Source organism: Streptomyces sp. NPDC047525, from assembly GCF_040643025.1.
In the GTDB taxonomy this organism is placed as follows: Bacteria; Actinomycetota; Actinomycetes; order Streptomycetales; family Streptomycetaceae; genus Streptomyces; species Streptomyces durmitorensis.
Genome location: NZ_JBEYTL010000014.1, coordinates 149,722 through 164,854, shown reverse-complemented (window position 1 = coordinate 164,854; position 15,133 = coordinate 149,722). Strand labels below are relative to the sequence as shown.

General features: G+C 71.4%; 9 protein-coding genes. 4 read left to right on the top strand and 5 right to left on the bottom strand.

Annotated elements, in window-relative coordinates:
• Positions 1–70 precede the first annotated feature (70 nt).
• Entirely contained in the window at positions 71–832 is a 762-nt protein-coding gene (locus ABZ833_RS33210) for a hypothetical protein (protein WP_361054499.1), read from the top strand.
• Positions 833–973: 141 nt separating this feature from the next.
• On the opposite strand, the gene ABZ833_RS33205 is transcribed toward ABZ833_RS33210, so the two are convergent.
• Positions 974–1,711, bottom strand: coding sequence for a GntR family transcriptional regulator (locus tag ABZ833_RS33205; RefSeq protein ID WP_361054638.1), 738 nt, complete (start codon positions 1,709–1,711; stop codon positions 974–976).
• A gap of 180 nt (positions 1,712–1,891) precedes the next feature.
• Here ABZ833_RS33205 and ABZ833_RS33200 point away from each other — a divergent pair, with 180 nt between their 5' ends.
• Both ABZ833_RS33200 and ABZ833_RS33195 read left to right on the top strand, forming a co-directional pair.
• A complete protein-coding gene (locus ABZ833_RS33200; RefSeq protein ID WP_361054496.1) occupies positions 1,892–2,743 on the top strand; it encodes a (2Fe-2S)-binding protein in 852 nt (283 codons plus the stop codon).
• A gap of 232 nt (positions 2,744–2,975) precedes the next feature.
• On the top strand, positions 2,976–4,040 hold the full coding sequence (locus ABZ833_RS33195) for a DUF2637 domain-containing protein (RefSeq protein WP_361054493.1): 1,065 nt from the start codon (positions 2,976–2,978) through the stop codon (positions 4,038–4,040).
• A gap of 39 nt (positions 4,041–4,079) precedes the next feature.
• On the opposite strand, the gene ABZ833_RS33190 is transcribed toward ABZ833_RS33195, so the two are convergent.
• The gene (locus ABZ833_RS33190; RefSeq protein ID WP_361054490.1) at positions 4,080–4,562 is read right to left on the bottom strand and encodes an ATP-binding protein; all 483 of its coding nucleotides are present in this window, start codon (positions 4,560–4,562) and stop codon (positions 4,080–4,082) included.
• A gap of 217 nt (positions 4,563–4,779) precedes the next feature.
• On the opposite strand from ABZ833_RS33190, the gene ABZ833_RS33185 reads away from it, so the two are divergent.
• Positions 4,780–7,836: a glycoside hydrolase family 38 C-terminal domain-containing protein gene (locus ABZ833_RS33185; protein ID WP_361054487.1), complete on the top strand. Its 3,057-nt coding sequence runs from the start codon at positions 4,780–4,782 to the stop codon at positions 7,834–7,836.
• 7 nt (positions 7,837–7,843) lie between these two features.
• Here ABZ833_RS33185 and ABZ833_RS33180 read toward each other — a convergent pair whose 3' ends face one another.
• From ABZ833_RS33180 to ABZ833_RS33170, 3 genes are all read right to left on the bottom strand, one after another.
• The gene (locus ABZ833_RS33180; protein WP_361054484.1) at positions 7,844–9,586 is read right to left on the bottom strand and encodes a pyruvate dehydrogenase; all 1,743 of its coding nucleotides are present in this window, start codon (positions 9,584–9,586) and stop codon (positions 7,844–7,846) included.
• A 63-nt stretch (positions 9,587–9,649) separates the two neighbouring features.
• On the bottom strand, positions 9,650–11,152 hold the full coding sequence (locus tag ABZ833_RS33175; RefSeq protein WP_361054481.1) for a protein phosphatase 2C domain-containing protein: 1,503 nt from the start codon (positions 11,150–11,152) through the stop codon (positions 9,650–9,652).
• A 130-nt stretch (positions 11,153–11,282) separates the two neighbouring features.
• A complete protein-coding gene (locus ABZ833_RS33170) occupies positions 11,283–15,038 on the bottom strand; it encodes a S8 family peptidase (protein ID WP_361054478.1) in 3,756 nt (1,251 codons plus the stop codon).
• Positions 15,039–15,133 lie beyond the last annotated feature (95 nt).

The following is a 15,133-nucleotide window of genomic DNA, read 5'->3' as shown; positions in this document are numbered from 1 at the left end:
ATGCTGAGATGCGCCCACGACTCAACAGCTCAATGGCGTGCTCGGGGAGGGCAACGTGGCGCATACCGCCATGTCTGGTTCCGGAACGACTGCAGGGGACGATCCACTCCAGACCGCGGTATGGCGGCTGCGCTCGCGCGGCTGCTGGACCGACGCGGCCGCGCTGCTCGCCTCACGAGAGGGGCCCGCGGCAGCGCTCCAGAGAACATCGCTCCTGGTGGAGCGGTGCCTGTTCACGGGAGAGGGCTGGGCCGAGGCGGAGGACGGACTGCGTACGGCGGAGGCGCAGGCCGTGGAGGACGACGACCGCGGGGCCGCGGCGTGCGAGCGCGGTCAGCTGGCGTACGCGTCCACGGTGCTCGCCGTGCGGGACCGGGCGGACGAGGCGCGTACGGCGCTGGGGCGGGCTGCGGCACTGCTTGCCCCGAATGCTTCGGGGCGGCCTCTCCTCGACTTCCGCCGGGGTCTGATCGCCGAGCACATCGCGGACTCGCCCCAGGCGGCGCGGGCCGCCTACCGGCGGGCGCATGCGGGGGCGACGGCGCACTCGGATCCCCTGCTGCTCTCCTTCACCTGGCGCCACCTGGCCGGACTGGCCCTGAGGGAGGGCGAGTTGGCGGAGGCGCGGCACGGGTTCGCGGAGTCGCTGCGGATCCGGGAGGAGCTGGGGTATCTGGTGGGTACGGCGCCTGCGCTCGCGGCTTTGGCCGATGCCGAGCCGGAGCCTGAGGCGGGGCGCCTCCGGGCCGAGGCGGCGCGGCTGTTCCGGTTGATGGGCGGGGTGCCGTCGTGGCTGGCGCAGCAGTTGTCGCCGCCGGCGCCGGCGGCTTGAGGCAGGAGCACTGACCTCAATCGCCGGACGGGCTATCTCAGCCCGGCCGGCGTTTGAGGCCATCTTGTACGGGGTCTGGGGCGGAGCCCCAGTTTCGGGAAGGGGCGGGCTTGGGGAAAGCCCCGCAGGGACCGCCCGAACCTAGCCCCCCGCCCCCGCAAAGTGCTCCCGCACCAGGGACTGGACGACAGTCAGGTCCTGGGCAACCAACGCCTCCAGGAGAGCCATGTGTTCCGCCGCGTCGGCGACGAGGTCCGCGCGGCGGGCATGGACGGGGCCGCTCACGAGGGGCCACTGCGACCGGCGGTGCAAGTCATCCGCCACCTGCACCAGCTGCTGATTGCCCGAAAGGCCGAGCACCGCCCCGTGAAACGCCCGGTCCGCCTCCGCGTACCGGGCCAGGTCCCCGCCCGCCGCCGCCACCGCACTCGCCTCGGCCAGCGGCCGCAGCTCGCACCACCGCGCCGCGGGCACCGTACGGGCCAGGCGCAGCATCACCGGCACCTCGATCAGCGCCCGCACCTCCGCGAGCTCCCCCAGCTCGCGCGCGCTCCGCTCGGTGACACGGAAGCCGCGGTTCGGCACGACCTCCACCGCTCCCTCGATGGCCAGCTGCTGCATCGCCTCGCGCACGGGAGTCGCCGAGACCCCGAAGCGCTCGCCGAGCACGGGCGCCGAGTACACCTCGCCCGGCGCGAGGTCGCCCCCGACGAGCGCGGCCCGCAGGGCGTCCAGGATCTGTCCGCGGACCGAGTTCCGCTGCACCGTCTTGCGGGGTGCGGGCACCGCCGCTCCCGCCGCCTCCCCGTGGGTGTGCTCACCACGGGCCGGGGGCGACGCCGGGGCCGGGGCCGACGAGGCCCGCACCTGCTCCGGCACACGGACGGCGAGGCGGTACGCGTCATGCGCTCTGGCCTGCTCCACGAGGTCCACCCCAAAGTCCGCTCGGTCCGAAAGGTACGAGAGGCACCATAGGCGGACAGCCCCGCAGTTGAAACCTCGATCATTCCGGGTAAGGTTAGGCTTACCTGCAATCGATCGCGATTCGGTGGTCCCCCTATGTCCGTTCCCACCCTGGCCAAGCGCGCCCCGAGCGCCCTCGCGGACGCCTACGCACGCCTCACCGAGGTGTTCCCCGGACTGCGCGTGACCGAGCTCGGCAACGAGGAACAGGCCCCACAGGGCGGCGGCTGGGTCACCGCCTCCCGGCTCGCGGAGGGCGGGGCCGACCTCGACGCTTTCATGGCGTGGGACGAGTCACAGGTGCTGAAGGACTACGGGCAGGCGGGGCGTCCGGACGTCATCGCCAGCTTCGCGCTGCACCGCTACGCCTGGCCGGCCACCCTCCTGATCACCATGCCGTGGTTCCTGCACCGCCGCGTGCCCCGCTATCCCGTACAGAACGTCTCCTTCCAGCGCACCCTGGGCCGCCTGGCCGTCCGCAGCACGGGCTTCGCCTGCCTGCCCGACGACCCGGCCGCCTCGCTGCCCGGCGCCCGCGTCGTGCCGGACGAGGAGGCGCTGCGCGGGGAGGTGCGGGCCGCCGTCGCCGAGCATCTGGGACCGCTCCTCGACGCCTTCGGACCCCGGATGCGGCGCCGCTCGCGCGCCCTGTGGAGCGTCGCGACGGACGAGATCGTCGAGGGACTCTGGTACATCGCCCATCTCCTCGGCGAGGAGCAGCGCGCCACGGCCGAGCTCGAACGGCTGCTTCCGGGCGCCACCAAGCCGTACGTGGGGACGGCGGGCTTCCGTGAGCTGCGGGGGCCGAACGGCGAGTCCCTGCCGACGCGTGACCGCGCGAGCTGCTGCATGTTCTACACGCTGCGCCCCGAGGACACCTGTGTGACCTGCCCGCGCACCTGTGACGCGGAGCGCGTCGAGCGCCTCAGTGCCGCCGCGGCGGCCTGACCGGGGTCCCTCTCCCCGCCGAAACCGCAACCCCTCCCCCTTGAACCACCCTTTCGTGTTCGTTTAATCGAACTCAACTCCCCCTGCCGGGCCTTGAGTTCGAGCAAAACGGCGCGCGCCGCACCCCTTTGCACCCCCCTTGGCGTTCTCTTGCCCCGAAACCCCTCTGGGGGCCGTCGGGATTGGGTCACTATTGCGCCCGAACGCCCTACCGCGACGCAAGGGACCCCAGATGAGACTGACCGACATATCGCTGGACTGGCTGCTTCCGGGTGGCGTCCTGCTCCTGGGCATGCTGGTGGCGGTGGCGGTACTCGCACGCGGCAAGCGCGCCGGCCAGAAGGCGGCCGCCAGTGCCTCCAGCGACGACACCTGGGAACGCAGCGAGGAGCGCCGCAGGCGCAAGGAAGCCGTCTATGGAACGGCCTCGTACGTTCTGCTGTTCTGCTGTGCGGCGGTCGCCGCCGCACTCTCCTTCCACGGCCTGGTCGGCTTCGGCCGCCAGAACCTCAACCTCACCGGCGGCTGGGAGTACCTGGTCCCGTTCGGGCTCGACGGCGCGGCGATGTTCTGCTCCGTGCTCGCGGTGCGCGAGGCGAGCCACGGTGACGCGGCCCTCGGCTCACGGCTCCTGGTGTGGACGTTCGCGGGCGCGGCGGCGTGGTTCAACTGGGTGCACGCGCCCAGGGGCCTCGGCCACGCGGGTGCCCCGCAGTTCTTCGCCGGGATGTCGCTGTCGGCGGCGGTGCTCTTCGACCGCGCGCTGAAGCAGACCCGCCGCGCGGCACTGCGCGAACAGGGCCTGGTGCCCAGGCCGTTGCCGCAGATCCGGATCGTGCGGTGGCTGCGCGCGCCCCGGGAGACCTTCGGCGCCTGGTCGCTGATGCTCCTCGAAGGCGTACGCACCCTGGACGAGGCGGTCGAGGAGGTCCGCGAGGACCGGCGCGAGAAGGAGCGCACCCGGATCACCAGGCGGGACCGGGAGAAGCTGGAGCGTGCGCAGCTCAAGGCGATCAGCCGTGGCCACCGCAGCCTCCCCGGCCGTGGCCAGGGCCGGCAGGTCGACCTGCCGGCGGTCGCGCCGGCCGCCGGGTCCGCGCAAGTCGGCGCGGACCCTGCCATAGCGGCGCAGCCGCAGGAACAACTGCCGCTGCGCTCCCGTCCCTCCCTCCAGGCCGTGAAGAACGGCTCTGAACCCGTCACCGTCGACCTCACCGCCGAGGACGACACCCAGACGCTGCCACGGCTCGACTCCCTGGAGCAGAAGCTCAAGGATCTGGAGCAACAGTTCGGCTGATGTCAGCAGCGCAGGACGGGAGTTGGACGGCGGCGCGGCTCAGGCCGGGCCGCCGTCCAGTTCGAACCACACCACCTTCCCGACCCCGTGCGCCCGCACACCCCACGCGTCGGCGAGTGACTGCACGAGCATCAGGCCACGGCCGTGCGTGCTGAAGTCGGCGTTCGTCACGCACAGCTTCGGTCGGCGTCCCACGAAGTCCCTGACCTCGACCCGCAGCCTGCCGGGCCGAAGGGTCGCCGTCAGGACGGCGTCCCGGTCGGTGTGCACCAGTGCGTTCGTGACCAGTTCGCTGGTCAGCAACTCGGCTATCTCGGATCTTCCGGGCCTCCCCCAGGACCGGAGCAGTTCGCGCAGCGCACCCCTCACTTCAGGCACCGCCCGCAGGTCGGATCGCCCCAATCTGCGCCGGAGTTGAGCCCGATGGAGCTCGTCCGGCTTCTTGTCGGTCGGCTCGTCCCTTGCTTTCGGCGAAGAAGTCCCGAGATGAATGGGACCGCCCCCTCTTACCTGCCTTGTCATGACCCCCGCCCACAAAACGAGTCAGTTCCTTCCTGCTCGAACACGCTCACGGAATGCATTCCCCACCCGGTTGGCGGCACTCATGTCCATTCATCAACGTTCGGAGTGGGTGCGCCCGAGCGCGACGGGGAAGTGAAGCGGTGGACCGTTTCCGCATGATCCCGACCGGACCCGACCGCGCCGCACCGGGCCCGCCCGAGCTTTCCGAGGAGCCGCCGTGCACGACGACCGACTGCTGGTGGAGGGACGCCTGGAGCGCGCCCTGCGGCAGTTCATCCGCCCCGCCCAGTACGCGGACCGTGTGCCGCTCTCCCTCTCCGTCTGGCACGCGCCGGGCGAACCCGTCCCCGTCGCCGAGGCCATCGACGCCTCGTACGAACCCTTCGAGACGGGCACCGAGTGGGGAAAACCCTGGTCAACCAGTTGGTTCCGGCTGCGCGGTCAGGTGCCCGATTCCTGGCGCGGGCGCCATGTCGAGGTGGTCGTCGACCCCGGCTTCACCGGTGACGGTCCCGGCTTCCAGGCGGAGGGGCTCGTGTACGACGCCGCGGGCGTGCCCATCAAGGGCATTCACCCCCGCAACCGGCACATCCCCGTGGCGTCCTCCGCACAGGGCGGCGAGCCGGTGCACCTCCTCCTGGAGGCGGCCGCCAACCCGGCCGTTCTGCACGATTTCGAACCCACGCCCCTGGGCGACGTACTGACCGCGGGCGATCGCCCCATCTACCGATTCGCGTCTGCCGATCTCGCCGTACTGGACGAGGACGTATGGCAGTTGACACTGGACATCGAGGTCCTTTCGGAGCTGATGTACGAACTGGACGCCGCCCGTCCGCGGCGCCACGAGATCCTGCGCGCCCTGGAGAGGGCGCTCGACGCGCTCGATCTGCACGACGTCTCGGGCACCGCGGCGGCGGCCCGCGCCGAGCTGACGGAGGTCCTCGCGAGCCCCGCCCACGCCAGCGCGCACCGCGTCTCGGCCACCGGGCACGCCCATATCGACTCGGCCTGGCTGTGGCCCCTGCGCGAGACGGTGCGCAAGGCTTCCCGCACCTTTGCCAATGTGACGGCCCTCGCCCAGGACTATCCCGAGCTGGTCTTCGCCTGCTCACAGGCCCAGCAGTACGCCTGGGTCAAGGAGCACCAGCCGCACATCTGGGAGCGCATCAAGAAGGCCGTCGCGGACGGGAACTGGTCGCCGGTGGGCTCCATGTGGGTCGAGTCGGACGCCAACATGCCGGGCGGCGAGGCCCTGGCCCGGCAGATCACGCACGGGATGCGCTTCTTCCGCGAGGAGCTCGGGGTCGAGACGGAGGAGATCTGGCTGCCGGACTCCTTCGGCTACACGGCGGCGTTCCCGCAGCTGGCGAAGCTCGCGGGCGTCCGCTGGTTCCTCACCCAGAAGCTGAGCTGGAACCAGTCCAACAAGATGCCGCACCACACCTTCTGGTGGGAGGGCATCGACGGCACGCGCGTCTTCACGCACTTCCCTCCGGTGGACACCTACAACTCCCAGATCCATGGCGCCGAACTCGCGCACGCGGAGAAGAACTTCACCGAGAAGGGCCGCGCGTCCCGCTCCCTCGTGCCGTTCGGCTGGGGCGACGGAGGCGGCGGCCCGACCCGCGAAATGCTGGAGAAGGCACGGCGGTTGCGCTCCCTGGAGGGTTCGCCGCGCGTCGAGATCGAGCGTCCTTCGGCGTTCTTCGCCGCCGCCGAGGAGGAGTACGGGGCGCAGGCGCCTGTCTGGTCCGGCGAGCTCTACCTGGAGCTGCACCGCGCGACGTACACGACGCAGGCGGCCACCAAGCGCGGCAACCGCCGCACCGAACACGCCCTGCGCGAAGCCGAGTTGTGGTGCGCCGCCGCCGCGGTGCGCGACCCCGCTTACGTCTACCCGTACTCGACCCTCGACCGGCTCTGGAAGACCGTTCTCCTGCACCAGTTCCACGACATCCTGCCGGGGTCGTCGATCGCCTGGGTGCACCGCGAGGCCCGCGACACGTACGAGCGCGTGCTCGCCGAGCTCGATGAGATCACTGCAGCGGCGGTCCGTTCCCTCGGCCCGGGTGGACCCGCCGCGCTCAACGCGTCGCCGTACGCGCGCAGTGAGGTCGTCACGGCCGACGACGGCACCCTGGTGCACGTCGATGTCCCGGCCCTGGGGAGCAAGAGTCTCGAAGAGGCAGCCTCGTACACACGGGACACCGGGGCGACCGCCCTGCTCGCCGACGGCGAGATCCAGCTCCTGAACGAGCACCTGCGCGTCGCCATCGACGCGGACGGTCTGCTGACCTCCGTGCACGACGTCGACGCACAGCGGGAGGTCCTGTCCCCCGGCGCGCGCGGCAACCTCCTCCAGCTGCACCCCGACCACCCCACGCACTACGACGCGTGGGACCTCGACAAGCACTACCGCAACACGCACACCGACCTCACGGACGCCGAGTCCGTGGAGCTGGTCGAGGACGGGCCGCTGCGGGTCGCCGTCCGCGTGGTGCGGGTCTTCGGGAATTCCCGGATCACCCAGGAGATCCGCCTCGCGGCGGGCAGCCGTCGCATCGACGTCGTCACGGAGGTGGACTGGCAGGAGTCGGAGAAGGTGCTCAAGGCCGCCTTCCCCCTGGACGTGCACGCCGAACGGTCCGCCGCCGAGATCCAGTTCGGGCATGTGCACCGCTCCACGCACGCCAACACCGGCTGGGACGCGGCCCGTTTCGAGATCTGCGCGCACCGGTGGCTGCGGGTCGCCGAGGAGGCGTACGGCGTGGCGGTGCTCAACGACTCGACGTACGGCCATGACGTGACGCGCGCGCCGCACGGCGACGGTCTCGGCACCACCGTGCGGCTCACGCTGCTTCGCGCCCCGCACAGCCCGGACCCGGAGACGGACCTGGGCGTGCACCGGTTCACGTACGCGCTGCTGCCCGGCGCCACGACGGGCGACGCCGTCGCGGAGGGGCTCGCGCTGAACCTGCCGCTGCGGGTCGCCGCCGCGCCCGTCCTGCCCTCCCTGGTGAGCGTCGACAACCCGGCGGTGACCGTGGAGTCGGTGAAGCTCGCGGACGACGGGAGCGGCGATGTCGTGGTGCGTCTCTACGAGTCCCGGGGCGGGCGCGCGGCGGCCGCGCTCACCACGTCGTTCGCGGTGAGCGCGGCCGAGGTGACCGATCTCCTGGAGCGTCCGCTCGAACCGGCCCACACCGACGACGCGGGGCTCGTGCTCGCGCTGCGTCCGTTCCAGATCCTGACGCTGCGTCTGCGGCCTGCCTGACCTGGCGTCAGGGGCGGGGCACGTTCCGCAGGTTGGAGCGTGCCATCTGGACCATCCGGCCGACTCCGCCGTCCAGGACGATCTTGCTGGCGGAGAGCGCGAAGCCGGTCACCATGTCGGAGCTGATCTTGGGCGGGATGGAGAGGGCGTTGGGGTCCGTCACGATGTCGACGAGGGCGGGCCCCTTGTGCGCGAAGGCGTCCTTCAGGGCGCCCACGAGCTGCTTGGGCTTCTCGACCCGCACGCCGTAGGCACCGGCGGCGCGGGCCACGGCGGCGAAGTCGGGGTTGTGGTTGGCCGTGCCGAACGAAGGGAGCCCGGCGACCAGCATCTCCAACTCGACCATGCCCAGGGAGGAGTTGTTGAAGAGGACGACCTTCACCGGCAGGTCGTACTGGACGAGGGTGAGGAAGTCACCCATCAGCATGGAGAACCCGCCGTCGCCCGACATGGAGACGACCTGGCGCCCCCGGTCGGTGAACTGGGCGCCGATCGCCTGCGGCAGGGCGTTGGCCATCGAGCCGTGGCTGAAGGAGCCGATGATGCGGCGCTTGCCGTTCGGGGAGAGATAGCGGGCCGCCCAGACGTTGCACATGCCCGTGTCGACGGTGAACACGGCGTCGTCGGCGGCGAGTTCGTCGACCACGGACGCCACGTACTCGGGGTGGATCGGGATGTGCTTCTCGACCTTGCGCGTATAGGCCTTGATGACGCCTTCGAGCGCGTCCGCGTGCTTCTTGAGCATCTTGTCGAGGAACTTGCGGTTGGTCTTGGGCGTGACGCGCGGGGTGAGACAGCGCAGGGTCTCGCGTACGTCGCCCCAGACGGCGAGGTCCAGCTTGGAGCGGCGGCCGAGGCGCTCGGGCCGCACGTCGACCTGGGCGATCTTGACGTCGTCGGGCAGGAAGGCGTTGTACGGGAAGTCGGTGCCCAGGAGGATGAGGAGGTCGCACTCGTGCGTGGCCTCGTACGCGGCGCCGTAGCCGAGGAGCCCGCTCATGCCGACGTCGTACGGGTTGTCGTACTGAATCCATTCCTTGCCGCGCAGGGCGTGGCCCACCGGGGACTTGATCTTCTCGGCGAACTCCATGACCTCGGCGTGCGCGCCGGCCGTGCCGCTGCCGCAGAAGAGGGTGACCTTGTCGGCCTCGTCGATCATCGCGGCGAGCTTGTCGATCTCCGTGTCGCCGGGGCGCACGGTGGGCCGCGAGGTGACGAGGGCACTCTCGGGGGACTTGTCCGGGGCGGGCTGGTCGGCGATGTCTCCGGGCAGGGTGACGACGCTGACGCCGGACTGCCCGATCGCGTGCTGGATGGCGGTCTGGAGCAGCCTCGGCATCTGCTTCGGGTTGGAGATCATCTCGCTGTAGTGACTGCAGTCCTGGAAGAGCCGGTCGGGGTGGGTCTCCTGGAAGAACCCGAGGCCGATCTCGCTCGACGGGATGTGCGAGGCCAGGGCGAGGACGGGCGCCATGGAGCGGTGGGCGTCGTAGAGGCCGTTGATCAGGTGGAGGTTGCCGGGGCCGCAGGAACCGGCGCAGACGGCGAGGCTGCCGGTGATCTGGGCCTCGGCGCCCGCCGCGAAGGCGGCCGTCTCCTCGTGCCTGACCTGCACCCAGTCCATGCCCTTGGTGCGCCTGATCGCGTCCACGACCGGGTTCAGGCTGTCGCCCACGACCCCGTACATGCGGCGCACACCGGCGCGGTGAAGGATGTCGACGAACTGTTCGGCGACGTTCTGCTTGGCCATGGCTTCACGAACCCTTCAGTCCCCTTGATTCTCTTGGGGTCCATGAATTCACAGTGAGGGCGCTCACGCCTCCCAAACGGCGGCCGCCGTTCGGTCGTCCGCGTACCCCTTCACCCTGACCTGGACGTCCGCGAGGAAGGTCGCGAGACCCGGCGGACCGCTCTTGGCCCACCGCTGCGTGAGGTGCGCGGCGAACTCGGGCTCGCCGCGCAGGGGCTCGGCGAGGCCGCCGCTGCAGAGCATCAGGGCATCACCCGGGCGGGCTACGGAGGCCCGGAAGCGGAAGGGTTCGCGGGCCGGGGGCTCGGGGGCGGGCTCGTACGGACTCGGGGGCGTGATGATCCCCATGTCCATGGTGAGCCGATCGCCGTCCGGGGTTTCCGTGGGCACGGAACCGAAGCCGACGACAGGAAGCCCCGCCTCACCCGCGGAGTCGCTGACCTGGGGCTCGATGTCCTGCCATGCGCCGTCCCTGAGCCGGAAGAGTCCGCCGCCGCCGACGCCGAAGAAGACGCGGGTGCGGCACTCGGGGTCGGCGGGCAGGAGGAGGCAGCGCAGGGACGCCGCGTACTCCTCGGGCTCGATGCCGAGGTCGACGGCGTGCGCGCGGAGCTTGCCGAGGCTGCGGTCCGTGAGGCGGTGCAGACCGCTCTTGAGGTCCCCGCGCCGGGCGGCCCTGATGTCCTCGGACAGCCGCTGATGACTGCGCCCCACGGCACGGCCGATCCACGCGCAGGCCTCGGCGGCGGCGCGATGGGCGCCGGGCGTGGCCCGCGCGCCGGTGGCCATGGCCACCAGGACGAGGGCGCCCTCCCCGGTCCCGAACCGCGCGGTGAGCAGCGAGTCGCGCCGCGGCTCGCCCCGATAGCGCGCGGAGTCCCCGCGCACGGAGACGGCGCGCAGGGTGGATGTGCCGTAGCGGGCGCCGTCCAGGACGGTGTCGGCGACCAGATCGCCGAGGTCGTCGGGGTCGGCGGCGGGCAGGACGGTGGGCTCGGCGTCGTACGTGGGCGGTCCGTCGCCGACGTACGAGACGGCGTCCGCCGCCGTTGCTGCCGCCGGGGCGGGCTCCGGTTCCACCGGGGCGGGTTCCCGCTGATCCGCAACCGCGGACTCCTCGGGCGCGCGGGGCGCCGGGACGGCGGTGGTGCGGCTCGGGTCGCCGGGAGGCTTCGGCGGCCCCGCCGGGAAGGTCACAGGACCCGTGGGTGCGGCGGGGGGCTCCCAGGGGGCGGCGCCCGGGCGGGTGCGGGCGGCGGGCGGGGGTTCGGGCGGCGCCACCGGCGCGCGTGGAGCCAGTGGCTCGCGTGGAGCGAACGGTTCAGCTGGCGGAGGACCCGCGCCGCGGACGGACAGTTCCTCCGGAGGCACGGGATCCGGCGCCCGAGGCTCCGGGTCGGGGAAGCCGCCGTCGCCCGCCGCGGAGACCGCCGAGGCGAACCTGTCGTCGAGGGTGTCGGCCGCCTCGGCCGGACCCGTGTCATGAGCGGAGTCGTCGTACAGCTGACCCCACCAGTCGTCCTCCTGGCCGGAGGCCCCGTCGTGCCTCTCCCCCTGCTGGCTCATGCCCCTTATTGTCCACCGCAGAGGCCGTACGAAAACGGTTCATCCGGAAATTCCGGCCACCGGAAGAGTGATGATGGCCGCCGGGCGGGCCCACCCCCCACGGGAGGACCGCCCGGCGGTGTCTGTGTGTTTAGCGCACGTCGTAGGCGCGAGCCACCGTCTGAGTGACGGAACTTCCGTTCGCATCCGTCAGTTCGGTCCTGAGCCAGACCTGCTTTCCTGAGGCGCCCGCGTGGTTGACGGTGGCGGTCCACTTCCCCTGCGAGCCGGACGTCTTGGCCTCGGTCCAGGTCTTGCCCTCGTCGTACGAGTAGGACAGGGCCGCCGACTTGAGCGCGCCGGGCTTGTAGCCGGCGTGGCCCGTCGCCGTGAGCCCGATCCGCTGGCCGTCCTTCGCCGCCAGCGTCTTCATGCCGTCCTCCGGCAGCTCATAGCGCGGGAAGAGCATCGGGATCCCCTGCGAGTAGACCTCCTCGTCGAGGTGCGAGCGGAACGCCCAGGTGGTCTGCGTGCTCAGGGACCGCTGCCAGACCTTCGAACCGATCTTGTTGGTGTGGAGGGTGAGTTCGTACGCCGCGTCGTCGGCCGGGACCGAGAACGCCCCGAACGGCCAGCCCGAATCGCCCACGACCTCGCCGTCCCGCTTCAGCTCCAGGCCGCCGATGTCGCCGAAACTGCCCTGGACTCCGGCGTGTTGGCCGTCGTCCCAGAATCCGGGGGCGACACCGATCAGGTTGCCCTGCCGTTCGGCCGCGAGCGCCTGCTTGCCCTGGGCGTCACGCGGTGCCGCGGGCGTCAGGACACCCTCGTACCACTTCTCGCTGCGCCGCTCCCCCTTCTCGTACGTCCGCACCGGGTCGATCATGAATTCCCCGAACGGGAAGCTGCTGGACACCTGGTGGCCCCAGCCGGTCGTGCCCGCCGAGTAGTACTCGGTGCGCTTGCCGGGGGCCGGGACGGACTCGATGTCGGCGAAGTACACCTCCAGGCCCGAGGGGCGGACGGCGGACGGCAGGTCCACGTAGTCCGTGGCCGTGCCCATCGCGCGGTACGTCGCCTCGTTCGCGGCGAGGTCCTTGTCCCGCACCCGGTAGGTGCGGTCGTCGCGGATCTGGCCGGTCTCGGGGAAGGCGAGGTTGTAGACGTAGGGGCTCTTCGCCGTTCCCTTCCACTTCAATTCGACTGCTCCGTTGGCCAGTTGGGCCAGAAGAGAAGCCGCCTCGGCCGTCTGGACGCCGAGGACCGGGAGCGGGGATCCGGTGAAGCCGGTCGAGGGGTACCAGCGGCCGGGGGCCGCGCGGTGGGCGATGACGGCGAGTGCGCCCGCCGCCTTCGCGTTCGCCGCGACGGCGTTCGCGCTGCCGCTGTCCGGGACCTTGACGAGGGCGATCTTGCCCTTGACCCCGGCGGCTTCGAGCTCCTCCTGCGTACCGGACTTGGCGTCCACGAGGGCCGCCCTGCCCGTGCCGTCGAGGTTGGCGGAGCCGGTGGACGCGGTCACGGGATGGAGCGACTTGCCGCCCACGACGGCGAGTTCGGAGAGCAGGGGAGCCGCCGCACGCCAGTAGCTGCCGGACTCGAAGGTGCCGTCGGTCGCCTTGCCCTCGACGGACTGGTAGAAGCCGCGGATGGAGCGCGGCCCCGCCGCGGTGCCCGCGTGGAGCCAGTTGTCGGTGCCCCAGGTGCGGGCGAACCCGAGGGTGGCGCCGCGTACTTCGGACTCCTTGTCCGTCTTGACGGTCAGGCGGTGCGCCTTGCGGGCGTCGAGCGTGACGGTCATGTCCTTCTTGACCTCGACCTGGGGCCGGGCCATGTGCGTGAGCGAGTCGGTCAGCGTGCCGCCGTCCGCGTCCGGGGTCGCGACGAAACCGGTCAGGAAGTAGGCACCGGGGCGGACTTGGTACGTCTGGTCGTTCGCGCCCTCGTTGAAGCGGCGCTCACCGCTGGCGTCGTCGGTGCCGATGAGGTCCACGGACGACGGGCCGTCGGCGGGCTTGCCTGCGCGGTCGACGAGCTTGACGCGGAGGCTGACGGTCTCCGGCTGGACGTAGAGGGAGAAGGGCGTGGAGACCGCGACGCCCCCGTCGGCCTTCGCCAGGACGCGGCCGGTCACGTCGCCGTACTGCGCCTTCTTGAGGTCCGCGGCGGGGTCCAGCTTCAGCGGGACCTTGACCGTGGCACCGGCGGCGACCTTGACGGAGCGTTCGCCGAGCTTGGCGACGCTTGAGCGCACGACCGAGCCGTCGTTGCCGGTGACGCCCTGCACGGACAGCTTCAACTCCACTGTCTTGTCCGTGGTGTTGGTGTACGGGACGTCGATCGTCGTGCGGTCCGAGTTGTCCTGGGGCCAGCCGAAGGTGCCGCCCTGCACGGCGGGCGAGCCGAGGACCTTCTGGTCGACGGCCGCCTTCACGTCGAGGCGCCCACCGCCCGTCTCGGTGACGTCGCCGGGGATGGCGCTGTCCGCCGACGAGACGAGCGCCGACTTGATCTGCTGGGCGCTCCAGTCCGGGTGGCGCTGCTTGACCAGGGCGGCGGCGCCCGCGACGTGCGGGGTCGCCATCGACGTACCGCTCATGGACTGGTAGGCGTAGACACCTCTGCCGCCCGCCGCCGCGGCGGAGATGTCGACGCCCGGCGCGGCGATCTCCGGCTTGAGGGTGTGCGAGCCGTACGCGGGACCCCTGCTGGAGAAGGAGGCCGTCGAGTCGTCGCGGTCGACGGCGCCGACGGTCAGGACGCTCGGGGCGCAGCCGGGCGAGGAGACGGAGTTGAGGCTCGGTCCCGTGTTGCCCGCGGCGAGGACGAAGAGGGTGTCCGTGCTCGACTGCGCGAGCTCCTCCGTGGCCGTGCTCATCGGGTCCGTGCAGTCCGTCCGCGCGGGGTTGCCGAGGCTCATGGAGACGACGTCGGCCTTCTCGTCGACGGCCCACTGCATGCCCGCGATGATCCACGAAGTGGCTCCGGAACCACTGTCGTTGAGGACCTTGCCGTGCAGCAGCTCGGTGCCGGGCGCGACGCCCTTCTTCTTGCCGTCGCTCGCCGCGCCGGTGCCGCCGACGGTGGAGGTGGTGTGGGTGCCGTGGCCCTGGCGGTCCTCGTTGTCCGGCGAGTCGGTGAAGTTCTTGGTCGCGCCGATCCGGCCCTTGAGGTCGGGGTGCTCGGCGTCGGCGCCGGTGTCGAGCACGGCGACCTTGGTGCCCTTGCCGTCGTAGCCCGCGGCCCAGGCCTCGGGGGCGTGCACCTGCTTGGTCGACTGGTCGAGAGTGGCCTTGACCTTGGCGTCCAGCCACAGCTTCTTCAGGTCGGACGCGGAGCGGGACTTGGGCGACGTGATGTCCGCCCAGAAGTCAGCGGCCTTCTTCTTGTCGGCCTTCAGCGCGACACCGTCGACGGGTTCGAGGACGAGACCGCGCTCGGCGCCGCGCGGCGTCGCGGGCACCGAGCGCGTGACGTCGACGGACGTGTCGTACACGGCGATCAGCGGCAGCTTCTTGGCGTGCGCGTCGTCGTAGCCCTGGCGGACGAGCCCGGTGACGTTGAAGAGTTCCTCGTCGACCTTGCCCTCGGCGATCGCGTGGACGGCGCCCTCGGGGTAGACGTACAGGTCCTTGCCGGACTGCCTGGTCTGGATGAGGGGCACCGTGCCGTCGGCGCCGGGCAGCGCGCTCGCGCCCGCGCGGTCCTTGCCGTCGGACGTCACCAGGATGCGGTCACCGGTGACGAGGGTGACGACGGAGCTTCCCTCACCCCGCGGGGCACCCCCCACCAGCGGACTCGTGTCCGCCGCGGCAGCGCGTGGCTCGGCCACGGACGGGACGGCCGCGGTGACGGCGAGGACGGCGGCGGACGCCGCCCCCAAGGCCGTACGCGATATCGGGCGCATCGCTCTCCCCAAGGTTGTCGGGCATGCGGAACCACAGCCGATATCGGACCAAAGGCCGTATTAGCGGCTGCCGTTGGTGCTGCGGTGGCGTCACC